Below are 16,914 nucleotides of genomic sequence, written 5' to 3'. Positions count from 1 at the left end.
TTTTATAAAACGTCTCTACATAAAAAACGGTTTTGACAAATTGTATAGAATCCGGCTAAATGAAAATCAAATATATAATTATAGATATGTATGTCTGCTAAAGATGTCTTTCACGAAGTTGTAAAAACAGCTTTATACAAAGATGGTTGGCAAATTACTCACGATCCACTCACAATAAGTGTGGGAGGAGTTAACCTTTCGATTGATTTAGCCGCCCAAAAGCTGATTGCAGCAGAACGTGAAGGACAAAAAATTGCAGTCGAAGTCAAAAGTTTTTTAGAGAGGTCGTCTGCTATTTCAGAATTTAATACAGCATTAGGACAATTTATTAATTATAGAGGTGCATTACGACGGCGACAACCAGAGCGTGTTTTATATTTAGCAGTACCTTTAACAACTTACAAAACATTTTTTTAACTTGATTTTCCTAAAGAGATGATAACAGAAAATCAAGTAAAAAGGCTTATCTATGATGTAGAGCAAGAGGTGATTTTCCAATAGATAAATTAACTCGATATCGCCAGCTTGTACAACAGATATTACAGGTATATAGTGAGCAAAAACCAGCTTACGGAAATGTAGAAGTTGAAACAATTTTTGATACAGATCGTGACCATTATCAAATAGTTCATGTAGGGTGGGAAGGTCAAGACTGGGTACATAGTTGTATTATTCATATTGATATTAAAGGTGGAAAAATTTGGCTTCAGTGGAATGGTACAGAAGATGACATTGCAGCTAATTTAGTAGCTGCGGGAGTTCCTAATGAAGACATTGTGTTAGGTTTTCAGTCTCCTTTTATGAGACAGTTTACAGAATACGCAGTGAGTTAGGAGATGTTTTGAAAATCTCCACCTACTACTTAATGAATGTTAACCCCCAACTCCTGTGTTAATTATGATATTAATGAGCTAGACAATGCTAAATAAGGTTAACCTAAATATTCTGTAGACTTTAGTAGTAAGCAGATTTATTTTTATAAGAAAAATTGATATGGACATACTCTTTAAACAATTAGTAGATTCTACAAAGCCAAGCCTGGACTTAAGTTTGGTAGAAGACTTGACAAGTTTGTATGAACACTACGGAATTGAGTATGAAAATAGCCTGACGCTTTATCAGGTTCAGAAGCATCTATATAAGAATATTCAAGACAATCTTATAGGCAATCAGTTGTACAGAGCGCAGCTTTTTATTCTTAAAGATCAACTACTTCTAACTCACTTTATCAAATCAAAAAAATTGCAACCCTACCTCGGAATTATAGAAATTGTTATTGATGCTATCAGCAGTAAGGATGATACACTAGATCAGTCAAGTCGCCAGGTAGTGAGTCTTGAGTATGAGGGCAAATGGCGTATTGCACTCCAATCAGCCTGGGATTTAACAGTTGTTAGCCCACAAAAGCTTGAGTATAATTTACAGGATTTAGAAACACGGTATAGAAGACAATTTGTAGTAAGCAACTCTGCAAATATTTTGCAGAGTGAAGGTTGCGAGGTTCATATTGAAGATGGAAGAATTATAATAGATGAATCTCAAGTAAGAAATGTAGCTAACCGTATAGAAGCTGATATTAGATTGTTAGGCGGAATTGAGGCTTTGAAAAAATTATTTGAACTAATAAAGCCTTGTCATAACGAAAATCAAGGGAGATATCATCTAGGTAGAACCTTTAATAGTCTAATACAAGCTGATTTTCCATCAATTCCTGTTGCATATCTGCTGAATCTGTGTGTTAAGTATCCACGAAAACAGATACTGGTAGCTGTTGAAAGTCCTAATAAAATTTGGAAAAGAATACTAAAAATCTCTATTGCGTTAACATCTATTCTAGATGTACAAGCACAAAATCAATTTGCTTTATTGTTCCACAGTACTGACACAATACTTCGTTTCTTACAAGAACTAGCAGTATACGATAACTTATTTTGTCTCATTCAACTGCGTCCCTCGGATGTTTCTAAAATGATCCAAGGACTATTTTCTGGGTTTTCTGAAACTATCCAACAGAATTTAGGATGGACTCCTGAGCAAGCAGCAATAATAGCAGAGAGAATCCTTAAACTAGCCGAGGGTAAACTATATCCAGTAACTTTTCACGCTAGACAAATATATAATCTAAAATTAAACATAGGGAAAGATGAAATTGATAAAATACTGACTGTTTATTCTCATGAAGTAAGTTCTGTTAATTCAAATTTCCATATACCACAGGATCTAAGCCAGATATCTGCTGAAAATTATTTTCAGCATAAACCTTTAATTCGACTGAGTAAAGATGAGTATTTATTAACTAGCTCTTCAATTTGTTCACCTGCTTTCTATGAAGCTATTGTATCCGAACTTCGAGCAAAAGTGGACTCAAAAATTAACGATAAGCTAGGTGATAAGATAGAATGTTTTATTAAATGCGAGTTTTCAAGACGAGGAATTAAGTTTAATTATGGCAAGTACCGTGGAACTAAAAAAGATAAAGTTGATGAAATCGATATCGTAGTAGAAACATCCGACACCTTAATTTTCTTTGAGGTAAAGGCAAAACCACTTACAAGAAGATCCAGATGTGGTAGTGATTCGAATCTATTGTTTGATTTGTCTGACTCTTTACTTACATCACAGATTCAAATAAATAAACATGAGATTTCTATAAGAAAAAATGGCTCTATCTCTCTGGAAAACGATTCTATTTGTGATCTAAATAATAGAGATATCGCACGAGTTTCAGTTACACTTCTCGATTTTGGAAGCTTCCAAGATAGAACTGTTTTATTCCAGTTTCTAGAAAATATGTTGTTAGGAAAAGTTGAGGCAAGTGATGATGTAAACAAAGTTAAAAAATTGAATGATAAGCTCGATGAGTTTAAACTTCAGTTTAATGAACTTATTCAAATAGATCCAATAAGAGCAAAAAATCCTTTCTATAACTGTTGGTTCTTAAGCGTACCCCAACTACTTATACTCCTCGATAATGTAAATTCTAGTGATGATTTAAAGCGTGAGCTTTGGAGAACTCGTAGCATCACTACAAGTTCCTTAGATTTTTACAGAGAATATGAGTATGCAAGGAAACTTGCAGCAGCTAGAGATTCTATGTAAAGAAGATTGCTAAGGCAATAACTCTTCCACAACAGTGATCGCTTTATTTTTGAGGTTTTCTGTAAGGTGTAGGCGTAGCCTGTCGTAGACATCGCTCACTCTCCTACAATAAGCGATCGCACTTTGGGAGTGTAATTTTAAAGGCGATCGCCTACAACGCCATCATCCAATCAGCGATCGCTTCTATCTTTTCAACGATATCATAATATGATATCATTGTATCTGTGGCTATATTCAAGTTAACTGTAAAATGGCTGTAATTGTATTGATTAAATGGATCTCAATAACAAATAACGTCAGATTTTAGAGTTAATTTTTACAAATCCTGTACCATCTAATATTCTTTGGAAAGATATTGAAAGTTTATTTATAGCTCTCGGTGCTGATATTACTCAAGGTAGAGGTTCGCGGGTTCGTGTGAAATTAAATGATGTGAAAGCTGTTTTTCACGAACCGCATCCTCAAAATGAGACAGATAAAGGAGCAGTCAAATCTGTTAGAGAACTTTTAATTAAGGCAGGAATTGAAATATGATGACTTATAAAGGATACACAGCTAGTATAGAAGTAGATGTAGAAGCGGGAATACTTTTTGGTCAAGTCCTAGATATTAATGACGTAATTACCTTTAAGGCAAAAACTGTAGAGGAAGCGCGTCAAGAATTTCAAATTTCTGTTGATGATTATCTTGCTTTCTGTGAAGAACTAGGAGAGGAGCCTGATAAACCATTCTCTGGTAAACTTCCATTCCGCACAACTCCAGAACACCACCGCAAAATATTTATTGCTGCTAAAAAGGCTGGCAAAAGCATAAATGCTTGGATGGATGAAATCTTAACTGGTGCTGCGGATCAAGTAATCAATACTTAGAGTCAGTCATTCTAAATATGTTTTTCGCTAAAGTGCATTCGCCTTTGGCATTTTTATGGGAATATTCAAGTTGAAATTTTTCTATGGATGCGTTAACTATCAACTTTGCTCCTGTTCTTCAAATTACAGATGAGCAATTCTTTCAGTTATGTCAGATAAATGAATTAATCAGATTTGAGCGTAATGCAATCGGGATAAAGGGATACCGTTCAGCATTACGAATGATCTTGAGTTTTAGCAGCTTCTAGCACTTTTAGCATAGTATTTGCTGCTTCAATTTTCTTCTGCAATGCGTGTGTCTTCAAAGGTTCCAAAGGTTCTAAAAAAACTTTTCATGGATACCTTTTTGACTGCCGTTCAGATGAAATAATGATTTTATTCAATATCAATTGATTTGCTTGTGTAACTATATTTTTTAGCAAAACGAAAAGTTTTTGCTACTTTAGCATTTTGTCACTAATGATTCAGGATTACTATGTGATGTCTACTCAACCCAACTTCATCATTGTCGGAATTCAAAAAGGTGGTACAACTTCTCTTTATAACTATCTAATTCAGCACCCTCAAATCATTCCATCTAGCCAAAAGGAAATTCACTTTTTTGATTTCCAATACCAAAAAGGTATTGACTGGTACGAAGCTCAGTTTGCCTCTAAAAACTCAGAAGAGTTGTTGACTGGAGAAGCTAGCCCCTATTATATATTTCATCCCCTGGTTCCCCAACGTATTAAACAGCACTATCCACAGATAAAGATCATTGTCCTTTTAAGAAACCCTGTTGATAGAGCAATTTCTCATTACTATCACGAAATTCGCTGTCAAATTGAGACTCTTGGTTTAGAGGAAGCCTTTGCTGCTGAATCAACAAGACTTATTGGGGAAACTGAAAAAATTATCAGCAATCCTGACTATTACAGTTTTAATCATCAACGTTATACTTATTTGTCTCGTGGTATATATATAGATCAGCTTCAAAACTGGATAAAGTATTTTCCTATAGAACAATTTCTTATTTTAAAAAGTGAAAATTTGTACAAAGACCCTGAATCTACAGTTAACCAAACCTTTGATTTTTTAGGGCTTCCCCACTATCAGCTTTCCCAATACTGTAAATACAACGCTGGGAATTATGCTGCTGTTAATGAACGTATATATCAATACTTGGCAGATTATTTTGAACCACATAATCAACGTTTAGCAGCCTATTTAGGCAGAGAATTCATTTGGACTAATTAACTTTTAAATTGAGGAAAATTAATGAAGATACAAAATATGCTTATTAGTCCGGTTAAAATCTGATTTTTCTACCTACATACCCAGCTTATGAACTAACCCGATCGCACTTTTCCTCAAGTCTCCACATTTCCCACGCTTCCAGATAAAAATATCACCCTTTGTTCTAGCTCAAAAATAAAGTTTTGCGACTTGTAAACTAAGTTTTTGACTCGTAAATTAAATTTCTGATTCGTAAATCAAGTTTTTGACTCGTAAACTAAGTTTCTGACTCGTAAATTAAATTTCTGACTCGTAAACTAAATTTTTGACTCGTAAACTAAGTTTCTGACTCGTAAACCTGTTATAGGATTACTATTTGATTGTTGAACGGAATTAAGTATTGTAGAGTGTGTTAGAACGGAGTTCGTAACGCACTCTTTTCAAGGGTTTGATGCGTTACGCTGTCGCTAACACATCCTACGTATATTTTCAAAAATCAAACCGGATTCCCATATTATGAACAAAATTCAGTAAATCTACCTGTATTTATCCTGTGAGTTAATAATGCTCTCAAAGTTCTCTGAAATAAAAAAACGCAAATATACTTATACAAACGCAATTTTTCCGCGTTTGTAGAGGTATATTTGCGATAAAAGTAGAAACAATCTAGCTTTAATGCACTAATGCGATCGCACGTTTCGTCAACGCTTCAGCAGTTAATCCATTAAATGCCATCAACTCGCCAGCACTCGCTGTAGTTTCACCACGTTTCCATGCAAAAGTGTCGCGCTTGGCTGTACTCCGTAACAAGATAGGTTCTAACATCCCCGCAGCACCACCTGTCACAGCAATTAGCGCATCGCCATCAAATAATTCGGCAAATTTCGCATCATCTAAAAAACCGCCTTCGGGTTCAGAACAGGTATCCCATGCAGTATCATGGCTACGGTACAATTGCCGAGGATTGATGATAGAAACTATCTTGACACCAATACCTTCAGTTTCTAAGAAAGCAGCAGCTTCAAATACTGGTATTAATGTCATATCACCAATTACAGCAAATACAACTTGTTTATCACCAGCGATTTCATGTAATAACACTGCACCATCGCGCAATCCTTGACGAGTTTGTTCTAAAGTTGTACGAATTGGTAACGGCGATTTACTTGCTGTAATCACAATTCCCTTATTCTTAGTTTTCAAAGCCCAGTCATAACAAGCTTGAATACTATTAGCATCAGGCGGAAATAATGGGAAAACATTTCCATTTCGCATCAAGGAAGCAAAGTAAGCTTCAATTTCGGGACGTTGGTGAGTCCAACCGTTACGCCCTTGTTCTAATGCGCCTGCTGTGAATAAAGTAATAGTTGAAGGAGTTTGACGGCGTAATTCTGCCATTGATTGGGTTACAGTTTGCCAAATTGGTAATCCGTTAATGGCAAAAGATTCGTAAGAACACCACAAAGTTCTCGCACCCATTAATGCCAAACCCGCAGCTAAACCGGCGCAAGCATCTTCACTCAATGGTTCATAAACTTGTCCATTTGGCGCTTGATTATATAAGTCGTCGGTTGTGGGGTGGATAATCTTTAATGCTTGGTTGATGTTGGCAATTCCTGATGCTTCATTACCATCGGCGTTGGTGACGAGGAAATTTCGATCTTTATTTCCAACTATTCCTACCAATCGTCCCATCGCGGTTGTGGAAACTTTTGCTTCACCACCAACGGCATATTCTTCTAAAGGTAATTCGCCTAAATCTGGTAATGGAAATTCAAATTCTGTCACCACAGTTTTTGCTGCTGGGCCACCACCGGCGCGTTCGGCATTTGTTCTGACTAATTGCCAAGCTTCCGCCGACAAAGCACGGGTTTGCAATGCACTAACAATATGGGGTGCATCCAGTGTATCTTTAGGATAAAGGTTGTGAGATTTTGCACCCCGCGCGTGAACTCCTGCACCTTTGAGTTGTTTAATAATGAAGACGGTAAGTTTACCACCCAAAGCCGATCGCGCTGCTTTATCTACACCTGAAAGTACTGCTTGAGTGAATTCTAGGCGTTTCTCAAAGGAAAAGGCGGTACTATCAACGTAATCCCCTGGCTGGTTTTGATCGTCAAAGTCTTTGGCATCTACTAACACAACTTCATCAAAACCGTTACCTTGCCAATATGCTTGCATCTCTGGGTTGCTTTTTAAAGAAACCATGCTGTGATGTTCTTGGCTGTAACCGTTCCACACCAACACTGGTAAGAAATTGGTGACAGCAGGATAAGCTGTATGGAAATGTGCGATCGCACTTACAATATATGGTTCACCCAATCCACCATCCCCAACTGTAAAGGGAAACAACTTATCTTTGTGCAACAGTGCCGCCGCCATTGCAAAGTGTTGTCCTTGTCCCAAAGGCCCCGCAGGTGCGAGAATACCGGGAATGAAACCAGAAAGGTGTCCTAAAAGTCCGTGCTTTTCTCGGAAGCGATCGCGCAATTGTTCAACTGTAAAAATTCCCATGTCCTCTAGCGATCGATCCAAGAACATGGCACTATAAAATCCGGGGGCGTGGTGTCCGACTTCGGTAATAATGTTCTTGTATCCCAGCATGACAAGAGAGGCGTAAGCTTCTGCTTGGCTGGCGAATCCGCCGGGATGTCCAGAAGCTTTGCTAGCGGTAACTTGCAAAGTCAGATAGCGTAAGGCATCGGCAGCTAGTAAAGTTTGATATACAGCTGCTTTATCAGTGGGAGATGCGATCGCTACTTTGCCCGACTCAATAGCAGGTGTTGCACCATAAGTTTCAAAATCTGGTAAAGCTTCACCAAAATATTGAATTCCTTCAGAAAAATTGGGAAGCGCTGAAGATGCCTTTGGGGAGATTGCAGTCATGCTGAGTACCTTATGACGATGAGATGAAACTGTAGATGCTCGTTGAATTTAACAAAAATTTTACATCTTTCAGGTTGTAAGAGTTTATTGCTTTTTTGCAACGCTAGAATAAGTACTTTAAATGATTACACAACCAAAATTTCAGTGAGTTGAAGTAACAAAAAGATATTTAAATAGCAAAAAAATTTATAAAATTACCTTATGGGCCGCAAATTCCAGTCCTTTTTCAGATGCAGCGCAGCATTGTTAATCTGATGTCATGTATGGAAGATTAGCTAAGTTGCCCTATTTGACAGCAGTTTGCCAAGAAACATTATGAATTTATAGCAAGGGACTGGGGACTGGGTGAAAAGTCTTTTTGTGTCTAAGTTTCACCATCTGTTGATGTCCTATCCACCAAGGCTGTTGCTATACAACACTGAGTGCTGAGTGTTGAGTCGTAAGAAGATTACGGGCTAAACGCCCCGCTTCCGCTAACAGTACTTCCGCACTATGGTAAAAGCCCCGCATATTAGACTTCTTGCATAAGTCGGGAAAAGGGGAAAAAGTTCTATATCGTCACTTCGTCCCGCTACCCGCTAATACCATTTCACGAAAATAATAAAACAGATGCAAACCCTGAAACCCTGACTAGGTAAGACTTTCTTAATTACGAATTACGTTCGCGTAGCGTGCCGGAGGCTCTACTACGAATTACGGGTATAACGCCTGCAAGTGGCGCGAAAAGAATTAAAATATTATCGCCTTAAAACTCCATCCCTTCATGGGTGGAGTATTCTGGCTCCTGTATTCTGACTTCTGACTCCTGTTTATTAGCGAGTTGTTCATAATGTTCTTTATTGCGGTATTTAATTGTTCTCATAGGTTGATTTCCTACAATTGCTAAAGGTTCAACATTAGCAGTTACAACAGTACCAGCCGCCACAATTGAACCATCTCCAATGGTAACTCCCGGAACAATTAGAACATTTCCGCCAATCCAAACATTGCGACCAATGACAACAGGTTTATGAATGTAAACATTATGCTCATAAGGCAAATCATTACTTTGATAGTCATGATTTGCAGAAAGGATAACAACATTAAATCCAAGTGTGGTGTTGTCTCCAATTGTGATTCCGCCACGTCCATCTAATAAGACATTCGGGCCGATGTAGACTTTATTTCCCAGAGATATATTTTGCGGATGGTCAATTTTAATATCTCGCTTAAATCTTATATCAGCACCACAAAACTTTAATTTATTCTTCAGTTCTTGATGCTTATAGCGCCTAATTTTGTTTCCTAGATATTCTCCCCAGCCTACCAGATGAGGTACTAACCGTTGTTCTAGTAGTCGATCTAATTTATTTATAATTTTATCTTTGATTTGTTTCATAAAACCTCATACAAGTCTATAAACTCTCTGGCTTTTAACCAAGGAGGAAAAACGATGTGGGTACTTTACCCGCATTTCTCACAAGCTCCAAAGCGATTGATAATGAGTAATAAGTAATGGGTAATGAGTAATAAGTAAAAGAGCAACAGGCGCAAAAAAGCGTGCAAGAACTTGTACATTCTTACTCATTACTCCTTACTCACTACTCATTACTCCTCCATTCGAGGTGTCGTGAGAAATCCGGGTTTAGTACCCTTTACATGTATTAGGTTTCCCAGATAAGAGTATTTTCTCCCGTGTGGATAGCCTTGATTAAAAATAGATACTCATTGCGTGTGACTTGACAAAAAGCAAACTGATGTAGCAAGATTCACTTAAGTCCCTTTCGTCCCACATCTCGAAGTGGGTAGGAGGCAATGCATGATTGGCAGTATTTCTTTAACCACGATCGCAGCAATTTAAATCAAGCCACTTACCGCATCTTTGAGCCGGAGTGGAAAGCAGAGATTCTCCACTGGTTCAGCCGAAAAGATGTAGATAAGCAGCAAAAAGAAGACTTTATCCAAGCTTTAATAGGTTTTGATGATGATTGCGGCGATTTTTATCGGTATCGCGCCTATTTTTTGGCGGCTGAGGCTTTATCCCAGTTCCCAGAATGTAGCTTGGGTGATGCAATTGTAGAACAATTGCTCAAATGGAGTTATGCTTACTTTCGGCAAGATAAAAACGATTGGCAGATACTACCAAAACCATTGGTGAAGACAGCTAGAAAAACCCTGGAATTAACCGATAGAAACCGGGTTATCGCCGCTTTTGTTCATTTAATTCATACTACCGAAAGTCGCACAGTTCTTAGACTTGCAGCCGAGAAGTTAGGAGAACTCGATCCGGGTAATAAAAGTGCGATCGCAGCCTTGATACTACTAACACCAGTTGTTGAAAATAAACAAACATTCTTCCAGACAAGTCAAAATTCTGGGGAAATACCAGTTGGTGATGAAAGTGCGATCGCTGCTCTAATTCACGACATCAAAAAGATACCAGATCGGGAAATTTGCACGCAGGAAATTATGGCTTTGGCGGATATTGCTGACGGCAATCACGCTGTGATCGCTGCACTAGTTCACCTTATGGAGACGACACTGAATAAGGACAGTTGTTGCAGTGCGATCGCAGCTTTGGGAAAAATTGCTGTGGGTAATCAAACTGCGATCGCAGCCCTCGTCAAATTCTTAGAGATAAACCAGGGTGATAGAATCTGTTTTGATGCGAGTCAAGCTTTGTGGGAAATCGATCCTGGTAATGCAGATGTACTCAAAAGTTTAGCCTATATCCTCAAAACTTCTGCAAGTGCATCTCTTATAAATTGCGTTGCAACCTATTTACTTAAAATCGATCCAGAAAATAAAACTGGAATTGCTAGAGGAAATACGATAGCTATTACCACCTTATCCCAGATACTTGAAACTACTCAGCATCAAACCTTTGAAGATGAATGGGAAGCTTTGTATGCAGCCAAAGCTTTAGTAAAAATTGATCCTGGTAATTCAAAGGCGATCGCTACTTTATCTCAAATACGTGAAAGTAATCAAAATACATTGATGCGTTTGCAAGCATCTGAAAGTCTAGTAAATGCTGTTCAAACTATAGAACAACTTGATTTAGGTAACAAACTAGTTAAAGAGAAGCTAAAACAAGCTGTCTTTATTCTTGTTCAGGACATTCAGATTTTTCAGGAATATGATGACTACAAAAATGAATTCAGCATTAAACCCACACATCAACTATCCTATGAATCCTGTCTCTTGGATATAGCTAATAGTTTGACTAAAATTCTTCAAAGCGAACATTTACCACAAGTAGTCATAACTCTAAAAGACTATCTGAGTGAACAGTTCTACAATAACAATTCATATCGCTATGAAGCTGTGTTTAAAATTATCTGGCATTGTGCTGAGAATATGAATTACCCAGATTTCTACAAAGCTTGGCACAATTAATTGACTGAAGAATAAGCGCAGAGTTGCGATCAAAAATTGTAGAGACGCTTTCACAATTCACGTCTCTACAAAATTTTTATTTGCCTACTAATCAAAATCCCTGTGCGAATGGCAGACGAGCTAAGGTTCTGAGAAGATCGCCAGCTAAGTTGAGTGCTAAGAAAGCTAAAATCGGAGAAAAATCCATACCGCCCAATGGGGGAATAATTGAGCGGAATAAATTTAGATAAGGGTCGGTTATCTGGCCTAAAGCCGCAAATGGCTGGTTATACCAGTCAATTTGCGGGAACCAGGTCAACAAAACCCGGATAATTAGCAAATAGCTATAAAAGGTGACAAAGGTAACTAGTGTAGTAATCAGTAAACTCATGGATGGCTTTGTTTCCTACTAAGTGTCAAACGCGGTCTTATCTCTCTAATTTTAATTTAGTCCAAACTCAAAAGTGTTTGCAGATTTGGCACTTACCACACCAGACATTTTCACCACGCCTGAACAAGAATTAGGAGTCTTTAGTCAGGGAGCGGTCATTGCTGGCTTGGGGTGAAGCGCTATTCACATTACCCAATTGCTTCCGCACATCATCAATTGTGGCATTTAGCTGGGCAATTTTATCTTCTAGCGATCGCCGGGCAGTTTCTATCCCAACAGCCTCACTTTCTGAGGCTTTCATCTGACGGCGCTTTGCCGCTATTTTCTTCGCTTCGACTTGGCTATCTGTCAGTTCTGTTTCGTCCTCTGGTAGCAATTGCGGATCGCGTCGAGAAGCAATCAGCGCCCCGATAACACCACCAAATACGCCGCCAACAAAGGCCCCTGCTAAAAAACCACTGCCAAAACCATCTCGCTGACTCATATCTTTACCACCTTCAACAAACCTTGCAACTTTTACAGTATTTATGCTATTGTCTCCTCTCCTAGCTGCATACTAACTTAAGTCCCAAATGTGCGATCGCCTGCGTCTCCTAATCCCGGTACAATATACCCCTTATTGTTAAGTTTTTCGTCAATTGTAGCGGTGTAAACTATTAAACCTGGATAAGCTTCACTCAGTTTTTGCAAAGCTGGTGGAGCCGCCACTACACAAACAATTCGGGTTAGAGAAGGATCAGCACCCCGTTGTGTCAATTCTGCCATTGTAGCCATAATCGACCCTCCGGTTGCCAACATTGGATCGGTAATCAGCACTCGTGTTTGAGGATCAAATTTTTCTGGCAACTTATTCAGATAACAGTGAGGTTGCAGCGTTTCTTCATCTCGCGCCAAGCCAATATGGTAAATCGATGCCAAAGGTAATAGAGTCTGCGCTCCCTCAAGTAATCCTAGTCCAGCCCGCAGAATCGGTACTACTGCTACTGGTATCTGCGGATCGATCACCGTTGCTGAACAGGTATCCAAAGGAGTCTGCACAGCTGTTTCTTGGGTTGGCAACCAGTCTCGCGCAGCTTCATAAGTCAGCCATCTTCCCAACTCAGTCATGGCGCTGCGAAATAAAACTGAAGGTGTGCCTGCATCACGGGCAACTGCCAGCCAGTGTTTGATCAGGGGATGGGGTGGAACATAAACGCGCAATTGTAGCGTCATAGCCAGAGATAGGCAACTTTTTATTGTACAAGAACTGAAACACCATAATACTCTTTCCTGCATCCGGCTGACAGCTAAAATTAATCCTCTCAATTTTATTGATAAACTTTTTCATTAGTAGTTGACATCTATTCTCAATCAAGGCTATATTATTGTTCAGTGTTCTCCTCTCTTTTAAGGATCGGCAGACGGGATTAGCCAGCAGTAGCAGGTTTGTCCCTCTTTTTTTTTGATTGGTCATTGGTCATTTGTCATTGGTCATTGGTAAATATTGATTTACTGTAGGCAAAGGACAAAGGACAAATACTTCGGCTCCGCTTAGTACAAGTGACAAAGAACAAATGACTAATGACAAAGGACAAATGACAAATGACTAATGACGCGATCGTGATTGGGTCTGGTATTGGTGGGTTGGTAACTGCGACTCAGTTAGCCGCGAAGGGGGCGAAAGTACTGGTACTGGAACGTTATTTGATTCCAGGTGGTAGCGCTGGTTATTTTGAACGCCAAGGCTATCGATTCGATGTTGGTGCATCAATGATTTTTGGACTGGGACAGAATGGTACTACTAACTTACTTACTCGCGCTTTGTCAGCTGTGAATGTCAGCCAAGAAGCGATCGCAGATCCAGTACAGATTCACTATCATTTACCCCAAGGTTTAGACTTGAAGGTTGACCGGGTTTATGAAAAATTTTTGCAAAATCTTATTGCTCATTTTCCCCATGAAGAACAGGGAATTCGTCGCTTTTATGACGAATGCCAAAAAGTATTCAAGTGCCTTAACAGCATGGATTTGCTGTCCTTGGAAGAACCTCGGTATTTACTGCGGGTATTTTTCCAGCATCCTTTGGCATGTCTCGGTTTAGTTAAGTATCTGCCCCAAAATGCGGGGGATTTTGCCAGACGCTACATCAAAGACCCGCAATTATTGAAATTTATCGATATGGAATGTTATTGCTGGTCGGTGGTTCCAGCAGACATGACACCAATGATCAACGCTGGGATGGTCTTTTCTGACAGGCATTATGGCGGAGTTAACTATCCTAAAGGCGGGGTGGGACAAATTGCCCAAAAACTGGCGGAAGGTCTAGAGAAAGCTGGGGGTAAAATTCAGTACCAAGCTAGAGTTACGAAAATTCTCACAAAAAAAGGAAAAGCGGTAGGTGTGCAACTGGCAAATGGTAAAGTATATCGGGGTAAACGCATAGTTTCTAATGCCACACGCTGGGATACATTTGAGCAATTACTACCAGCAGAAGACATGCCACGTAATGAGAAAAATTGGCAACAGAATTATCAAAAATCTCCCAGCTTTTTGAGTTTGCATATCGGGGTAAAAGAGTCAGTTTTACCTACGGGGACAGAGTGCCATCATATTTTGCTGGAAGATTGGGAAAAGATGAGCGCAGTGGAAGGGACAATTTTTGTTTCGATTCCCACATTGCTCGATCCAGATTTAGCGCCAGATGGATATCATATTATTCATGCCTTCACACCTCACTGGATTGATGATTGGCAGAAACTTTCTCCGAGTGAGTACGAAGCGAAGAAAGAAGAGGCGGCTGGGCGAATTCTTGACCGCCTAGAGAAGATTTTTCCCGGCTTAGACGCAGGATTGGATTATCTGGAAGTAGGTACACCCCGCACCCATCGCCGCTTTTTGGGTCGTCAAGATGGCACTTATGGGCCAATTCCCCGACGTAAATTGCGGGGATTATTGAAGATGCCCTTTAATCGCACAGCTATTCCAGGACTTTATTGTGTCGGAGATAGTACCTTTCCCGGTCAGGGATTGAATGCAGTAGCTTTTTCTGGGTTTGCTTGCGCCCACCGGATTGCTGTAGATTTAGGGTTTTAGGACTAGCCCTTTCAAGGTGACTCATAAAATCTCTACTTTCCTGTCTGTGTCGCGCCAGTTGCTACAAGTCGGGGAACCCGCCAAACATACTGCCAACTCTTTGCCTGTGCGGTTTGAAAGTAATTTCTTGAACCACAGAGGCGCAGAAAACACAGAGAGAAGAGGAATTATTGTCTAAAAATTTTACCCACCTTGAAAGGGCTAGATTTTAGGACTTAAGGTTCAGGCTGCTATTAAACTTCTGGTTCAATGCCAAGCGATCGCAATTGGGCAGTTAAGCGATCGGCTCTTTGTCTTTCTTGTTCGGCTCTTTCCTCACCAGTCAACAACAAATTACCCTGCAAATCCCACCAACGCAACCAGGACAATTCGGCGTTTTGATAAACTCCATGCCATAACCCTAACTCAACTCCCAAGCGCGTAATCGGATAATGTCCGCGCTCATTTACTGCTAATAACTGATATTGTCCACCAATTAATTCATAAATTTCTACATTGGCTTTATTCACTTCATAAATGCCATAAAAAGCCGGATGAATTACTTGCTCATAAATCCAGAATTTGCCCTTCCAAGGAGTTTTATCTCGCTCCTCGCTACCATCGCCAGAAACAAATTCCAAGGCAATCAAAGGGGCAATAAATTCTCGCCAGAGTACATAAGACCTCCGCGTTTGTCCATCAAGTAAGGGCGGTACATTTGGTACATAAAACCAATCTGGTGCTTCTGCGCCTCGTTCTGGCGGGTCTGTCAAGCGCCAGTAAATACCTAAGTCCTGACCTATACAATATTCACCTTCAGGATGTATTTGTTTAAGGACAGGTGTAATTGAATCAGTCAGTAAAATGCTTTGGGGATGCTCTTGCCAATTTTTCACGAAAGTACCATTGGACTCTGGTAGCTGCGTATGGTCGGGGAAAGGAGTGAGGGCGGTGTATGGGTCAGTTGCAGAGGTCATAAGACTACCTTTGCAGTAGTAAGGTTTGTTTTTTAGTTTAACAGTGGAAGGAGGGAGAAGGGCGATGTCTACGACGGGCTTCGCCTACGCAATATTTCTATTAAGTTCTATACTTCACTGTAGGAAGGTGGCGACCAACATAGCCAATAATTACTTGTCCTGGTTTTAGTGCAAAGAAATGAATTCGCCAGTTGCAGAATCTCAATTTGATGTGGCGATCAAATAGACGTTCTTTACCATCAATACAAATAAAAGTTCTTTCTTTACCATATTTATTCAAAGTTCCTTCACTTTCTCCAGATTCGTCAACAGGATAATTATCAAGATTAAAATACCCTTTTTTCCATTCATTAGAGCATTTTTCAAGCTCCAATAGTGTTTTGACAACAGGTTGTAATTCCAATTGTCCAAGACGTATATTTCTTAACTGTTTACTGACAGCATCACAGAATTCAAGGTTAGGAAATAATTCTCCTTTTCGTTCCCAAAGATCGTCACCATCAATAACTCCAGTCCGAATGCGGTTTTGTATCCACTCAGTATGCTCCTGTACATGATTGCTACGACTAACATGAAGAATTTCTAAAATATCATTGATTAACTCTTCATTTTCATTAAGTCGCCTCGCTTCAAGTTCTAGACGGCTAAAGTTCCAGCATTCCTTATATATAAAGCTAATTGCTACTGTGTCAAGCAAATGAGCTACAGCAAGTCCAATTGCTAGTTCTCCTTGATGCCAAAATTCAGACAAGCCAGCATTATTTTCAATATCTTGAATATCTAAATTTGCAATATTAGTTGAGAAAGGACTTCCTGTTGCTAGAGTTATAATAAAACCTCGTTCAACTTGATCTACTTCTTTATCATTTAGCCAACGACGTAAAGGATAGTCAGGTGCAAGTATAGTTGCATGAAAGTTATCTTTAGTGCGAAGATATACTTTCACACCCTGAGCTTTGACTGCCTTTACAGTGTTAATGAAATTGGACATCCACTGTCGCGCTGTTTCCTTATCAGAGGTAGGATTTTGCAGAGAGAGTTCATTTAATACTAGGTTAATCTCCACACT

General features: G+C 39.3%; 14 protein-coding genes and 1 pseudogene. 8 read left to right on the top strand and 7 right to left on the bottom strand.

The genetic code is table 11. From position 1 onward, the window contains the following. Positions 1–90: 90 nt before the first annotated feature. The 6 genes and pseudogenes from RMZ41_RS18405 (at position 91) to RMZ41_RS18380 (ending at position 5,204) form a co-directional block, all read left to right on the top strand. Positions 91–501, top strand: a pseudogene (locus RMZ41_RS18405) (XisH family protein). Next, entirely contained in the window at positions 498–833 is a 336-nt protein-coding gene (locus tag RMZ41_RS18400) for a XisI protein (RefSeq protein WP_322641554.1), read from the top strand. Before RMZ41_RS18405 ends, RMZ41_RS18400 begins: the two are co-directional and overlap by 4 nt. Positions 834–993: 160 nt before the next feature. Then, on the top strand, positions 994–3,099 hold the full coding sequence (locus tag RMZ41_RS18395) for a hypothetical protein (RefSeq protein ID WP_322641537.1): 2,106 nt from the start codon (positions 994–996) through the stop codon (positions 3,097–3,099). A 300-nt stretch (positions 3,100–3,399) separates the two neighbouring features. Continuing rightward, positions 3,400–3,633, top strand: a complete 234-nt coding sequence (locus tag RMZ41_RS18390; protein ID WP_322641555.1) for a type II toxin-antitoxin system HicA family toxin — start codon at positions 3,400–3,402, stop codon at positions 3,631–3,633. Then, a complete protein-coding gene (locus RMZ41_RS18385) occupies positions 3,633–3,968 on the top strand; it encodes a type II toxin-antitoxin system HicB family antitoxin (protein WP_322641556.1) in 336 nt (111 codons plus the stop codon). Before RMZ41_RS18390 ends, RMZ41_RS18385 begins: the two co-directional genes overlap by 1 nt. A gap of 480 nt (positions 3,969–4,448) precedes the next feature. After that, positions 4,449–5,204, top strand: a complete 756-nt coding sequence (locus tag RMZ41_RS18380; protein ID WP_322641538.1) for a sulfotransferase domain-containing protein — start codon at positions 4,449–4,451, stop codon at positions 5,202–5,204. 651 nt (positions 5,205–5,855) lie between these two features. Here the strand turns inward: RMZ41_RS18380 and RMZ41_RS18375 are convergent. Then, entirely contained in the window at positions 5,856–8,069 is a 2,214-nt protein-coding gene (locus tag RMZ41_RS18375; RefSeq protein ID WP_322641539.1) for a phosphoketolase, read from the bottom strand. Between the two features lie 745 nt (positions 8,070–8,814). Continuing rightward, a complete protein-coding gene (locus RMZ41_RS18370; RefSeq protein ID WP_322641540.1) occupies positions 8,815–9,447 on the bottom strand; it encodes an acyltransferase in 633 nt (210 codons plus the stop codon). A gap of 416 nt (positions 9,448–9,863) precedes the next feature. Here RMZ41_RS18370 and RMZ41_RS18365 point away from each other — a divergent pair, with 416 nt between their 5' ends. Continuing rightward, positions 9,864–11,447 (top strand): hypothetical protein, encoded by a 1,584-nt coding sequence (locus tag RMZ41_RS18365; protein ID WP_322641541.1) that lies wholly within the window; start codon positions 9,864–9,866, stop codon positions 11,445–11,447. A 91-nt stretch (positions 11,448–11,538) separates the two neighbouring features. Here RMZ41_RS18365 and RMZ41_RS18360 read toward each other — a convergent pair whose 3' ends face one another. The 3 genes from RMZ41_RS18360 to upp form a co-directional block, all read right to left on the bottom strand. Beyond that, positions 11,539–11,817, bottom strand: coding sequence for a YggT family protein (locus RMZ41_RS18360; protein WP_322641542.1), 279 nt, complete (start codon positions 11,815–11,817; stop codon positions 11,539–11,541). Between the two features lie 130 nt (positions 11,818–11,947). Then, complete coding sequence (locus RMZ41_RS18355) at positions 11,948–12,301, bottom strand: hypothetical protein (RefSeq protein WP_322641543.1); 354 nt, start codon at positions 12,299–12,301, stop codon at positions 11,948–11,950. Positions 12,302–12,378: 77 nt separating this feature from the next. Continuing rightward, positions 12,379–13,029, bottom strand: a complete 651-nt coding sequence (gene upp, locus RMZ41_RS18350) for a uracil phosphoribosyltransferase (protein WP_322641544.1) — start codon at positions 13,027–13,029, stop codon at positions 12,379–12,381. A 369-nt stretch (positions 13,030–13,398) separates the two neighbouring features. Between upp and crtH the strand changes: the two genes are divergently transcribed. Continuing rightward, positions 13,399–14,889 (top strand): carotenoid isomerase, encoded by a 1,491-nt coding sequence (gene crtH, locus RMZ41_RS18345; RefSeq protein WP_322641545.1) that lies wholly within the window; start codon positions 13,399–13,401, stop codon positions 14,887–14,889. A gap of 233 nt (positions 14,890–15,122) precedes the next feature. Here the strand turns inward: crtH and RMZ41_RS18340 are convergent, their stop codons facing one another. After that, entirely contained in the window at positions 15,123–15,845 is a 723-nt protein-coding gene (locus RMZ41_RS18340; RefSeq protein ID WP_322641546.1) for a Uma2 family endonuclease, read from the bottom strand. A 100-nt stretch (positions 15,846–15,945) separates the two neighbouring features. After that, a complete protein-coding gene (locus RMZ41_RS18335; protein ID WP_322641547.1) occupies positions 15,946–16,911 on the bottom strand; it encodes a hypothetical protein in 966 nt (321 codons plus the stop codon). Positions 16,912–16,914: the final 3 nt, after the last annotated feature.

The organism is Nostoc sp. DedVER02, from assembly GCF_034530675.2.
Lineage (GTDB): Bacteria > Cyanobacteriota > Cyanobacteriia > Cyanobacteriales > Nostocaceae > Nostoc.
This window is presented reverse-complemented; position numbering and strand designations above follow the sequence as displayed.

What these genes read in the sequence shown, in the direction of transcription:
- RMZ41_RS18395 (WP_322641537.1), top strand. Translation starts at nt 994, where the DNA reads ATGGACATACTCTTTAAACAATTAGTAGATTCTACAAAGCCAAGCCTG.
- RMZ41_RS18385 (WP_322641556.1), top strand. Translation starts at nt 3,633, where the DNA reads ATGACTTATAAAGGATACACAGCTAGTATAGAAGTAGATGTAGAAGCG.
- RMZ41_RS18380 (WP_322641538.1), top strand. Translation starts at nt 4,449, where the DNA reads ATGTCTACTCAACCCAACTTCATCATTGTCGGAATTCAAAAAGGTGGT.
- RMZ41_RS18375 (WP_322641539.1), bottom strand. Translation starts at nt 8,069, where the DNA reads ATGACTGCAATCTCCCCAAAGGCATCTTCAGCGCTTCCCAATTTTTCT.
- RMZ41_RS18370 (WP_322641540.1), bottom strand. Translation starts at nt 9,447, where the DNA reads ATGAAACAAATCAAAGATAAAATTATAAATAAATTAGATCGACTACTA.
- RMZ41_RS18365 (WP_322641541.1), top strand. Translation starts at nt 9,864, where the DNA reads ATGCATGATTGGCAGTATTTCTTTAACCACGATCGCAGCAATTTAAAT.
- RMZ41_RS18360 (WP_322641542.1), bottom strand. Translation starts at nt 11,817, where the DNA reads ATGAGTTTACTGATTACTACACTAGTTACCTTTGTCACCTTTTATAGC.
- RMZ41_RS18355 (WP_322641543.1), bottom strand. Translation starts at nt 12,301, where the DNA reads ATGAGTCAGCGAGATGGTTTTGGCAGTGGTTTTTTAGCAGGGGCCTTT.
- upp (WP_322641544.1), bottom strand. Translation starts at nt 13,029, where the DNA reads ATGACGCTACAATTGCGCGTTTATGTTCCACCCCATCCCCTGATCAAA.
- crtH (WP_322641545.1), top strand. Translation starts at nt 13,399, where the DNA reads ATGACTAATGACGCGATCGTGATTGGGTCTGGTATTGGTGGGTTGGTA.
- RMZ41_RS18340 (WP_322641546.1), bottom strand. Translation starts at nt 15,845, where the DNA reads ATGACCTCTGCAACTGACCCATACACCGCCCTCACTCCTTTCCCCGAC.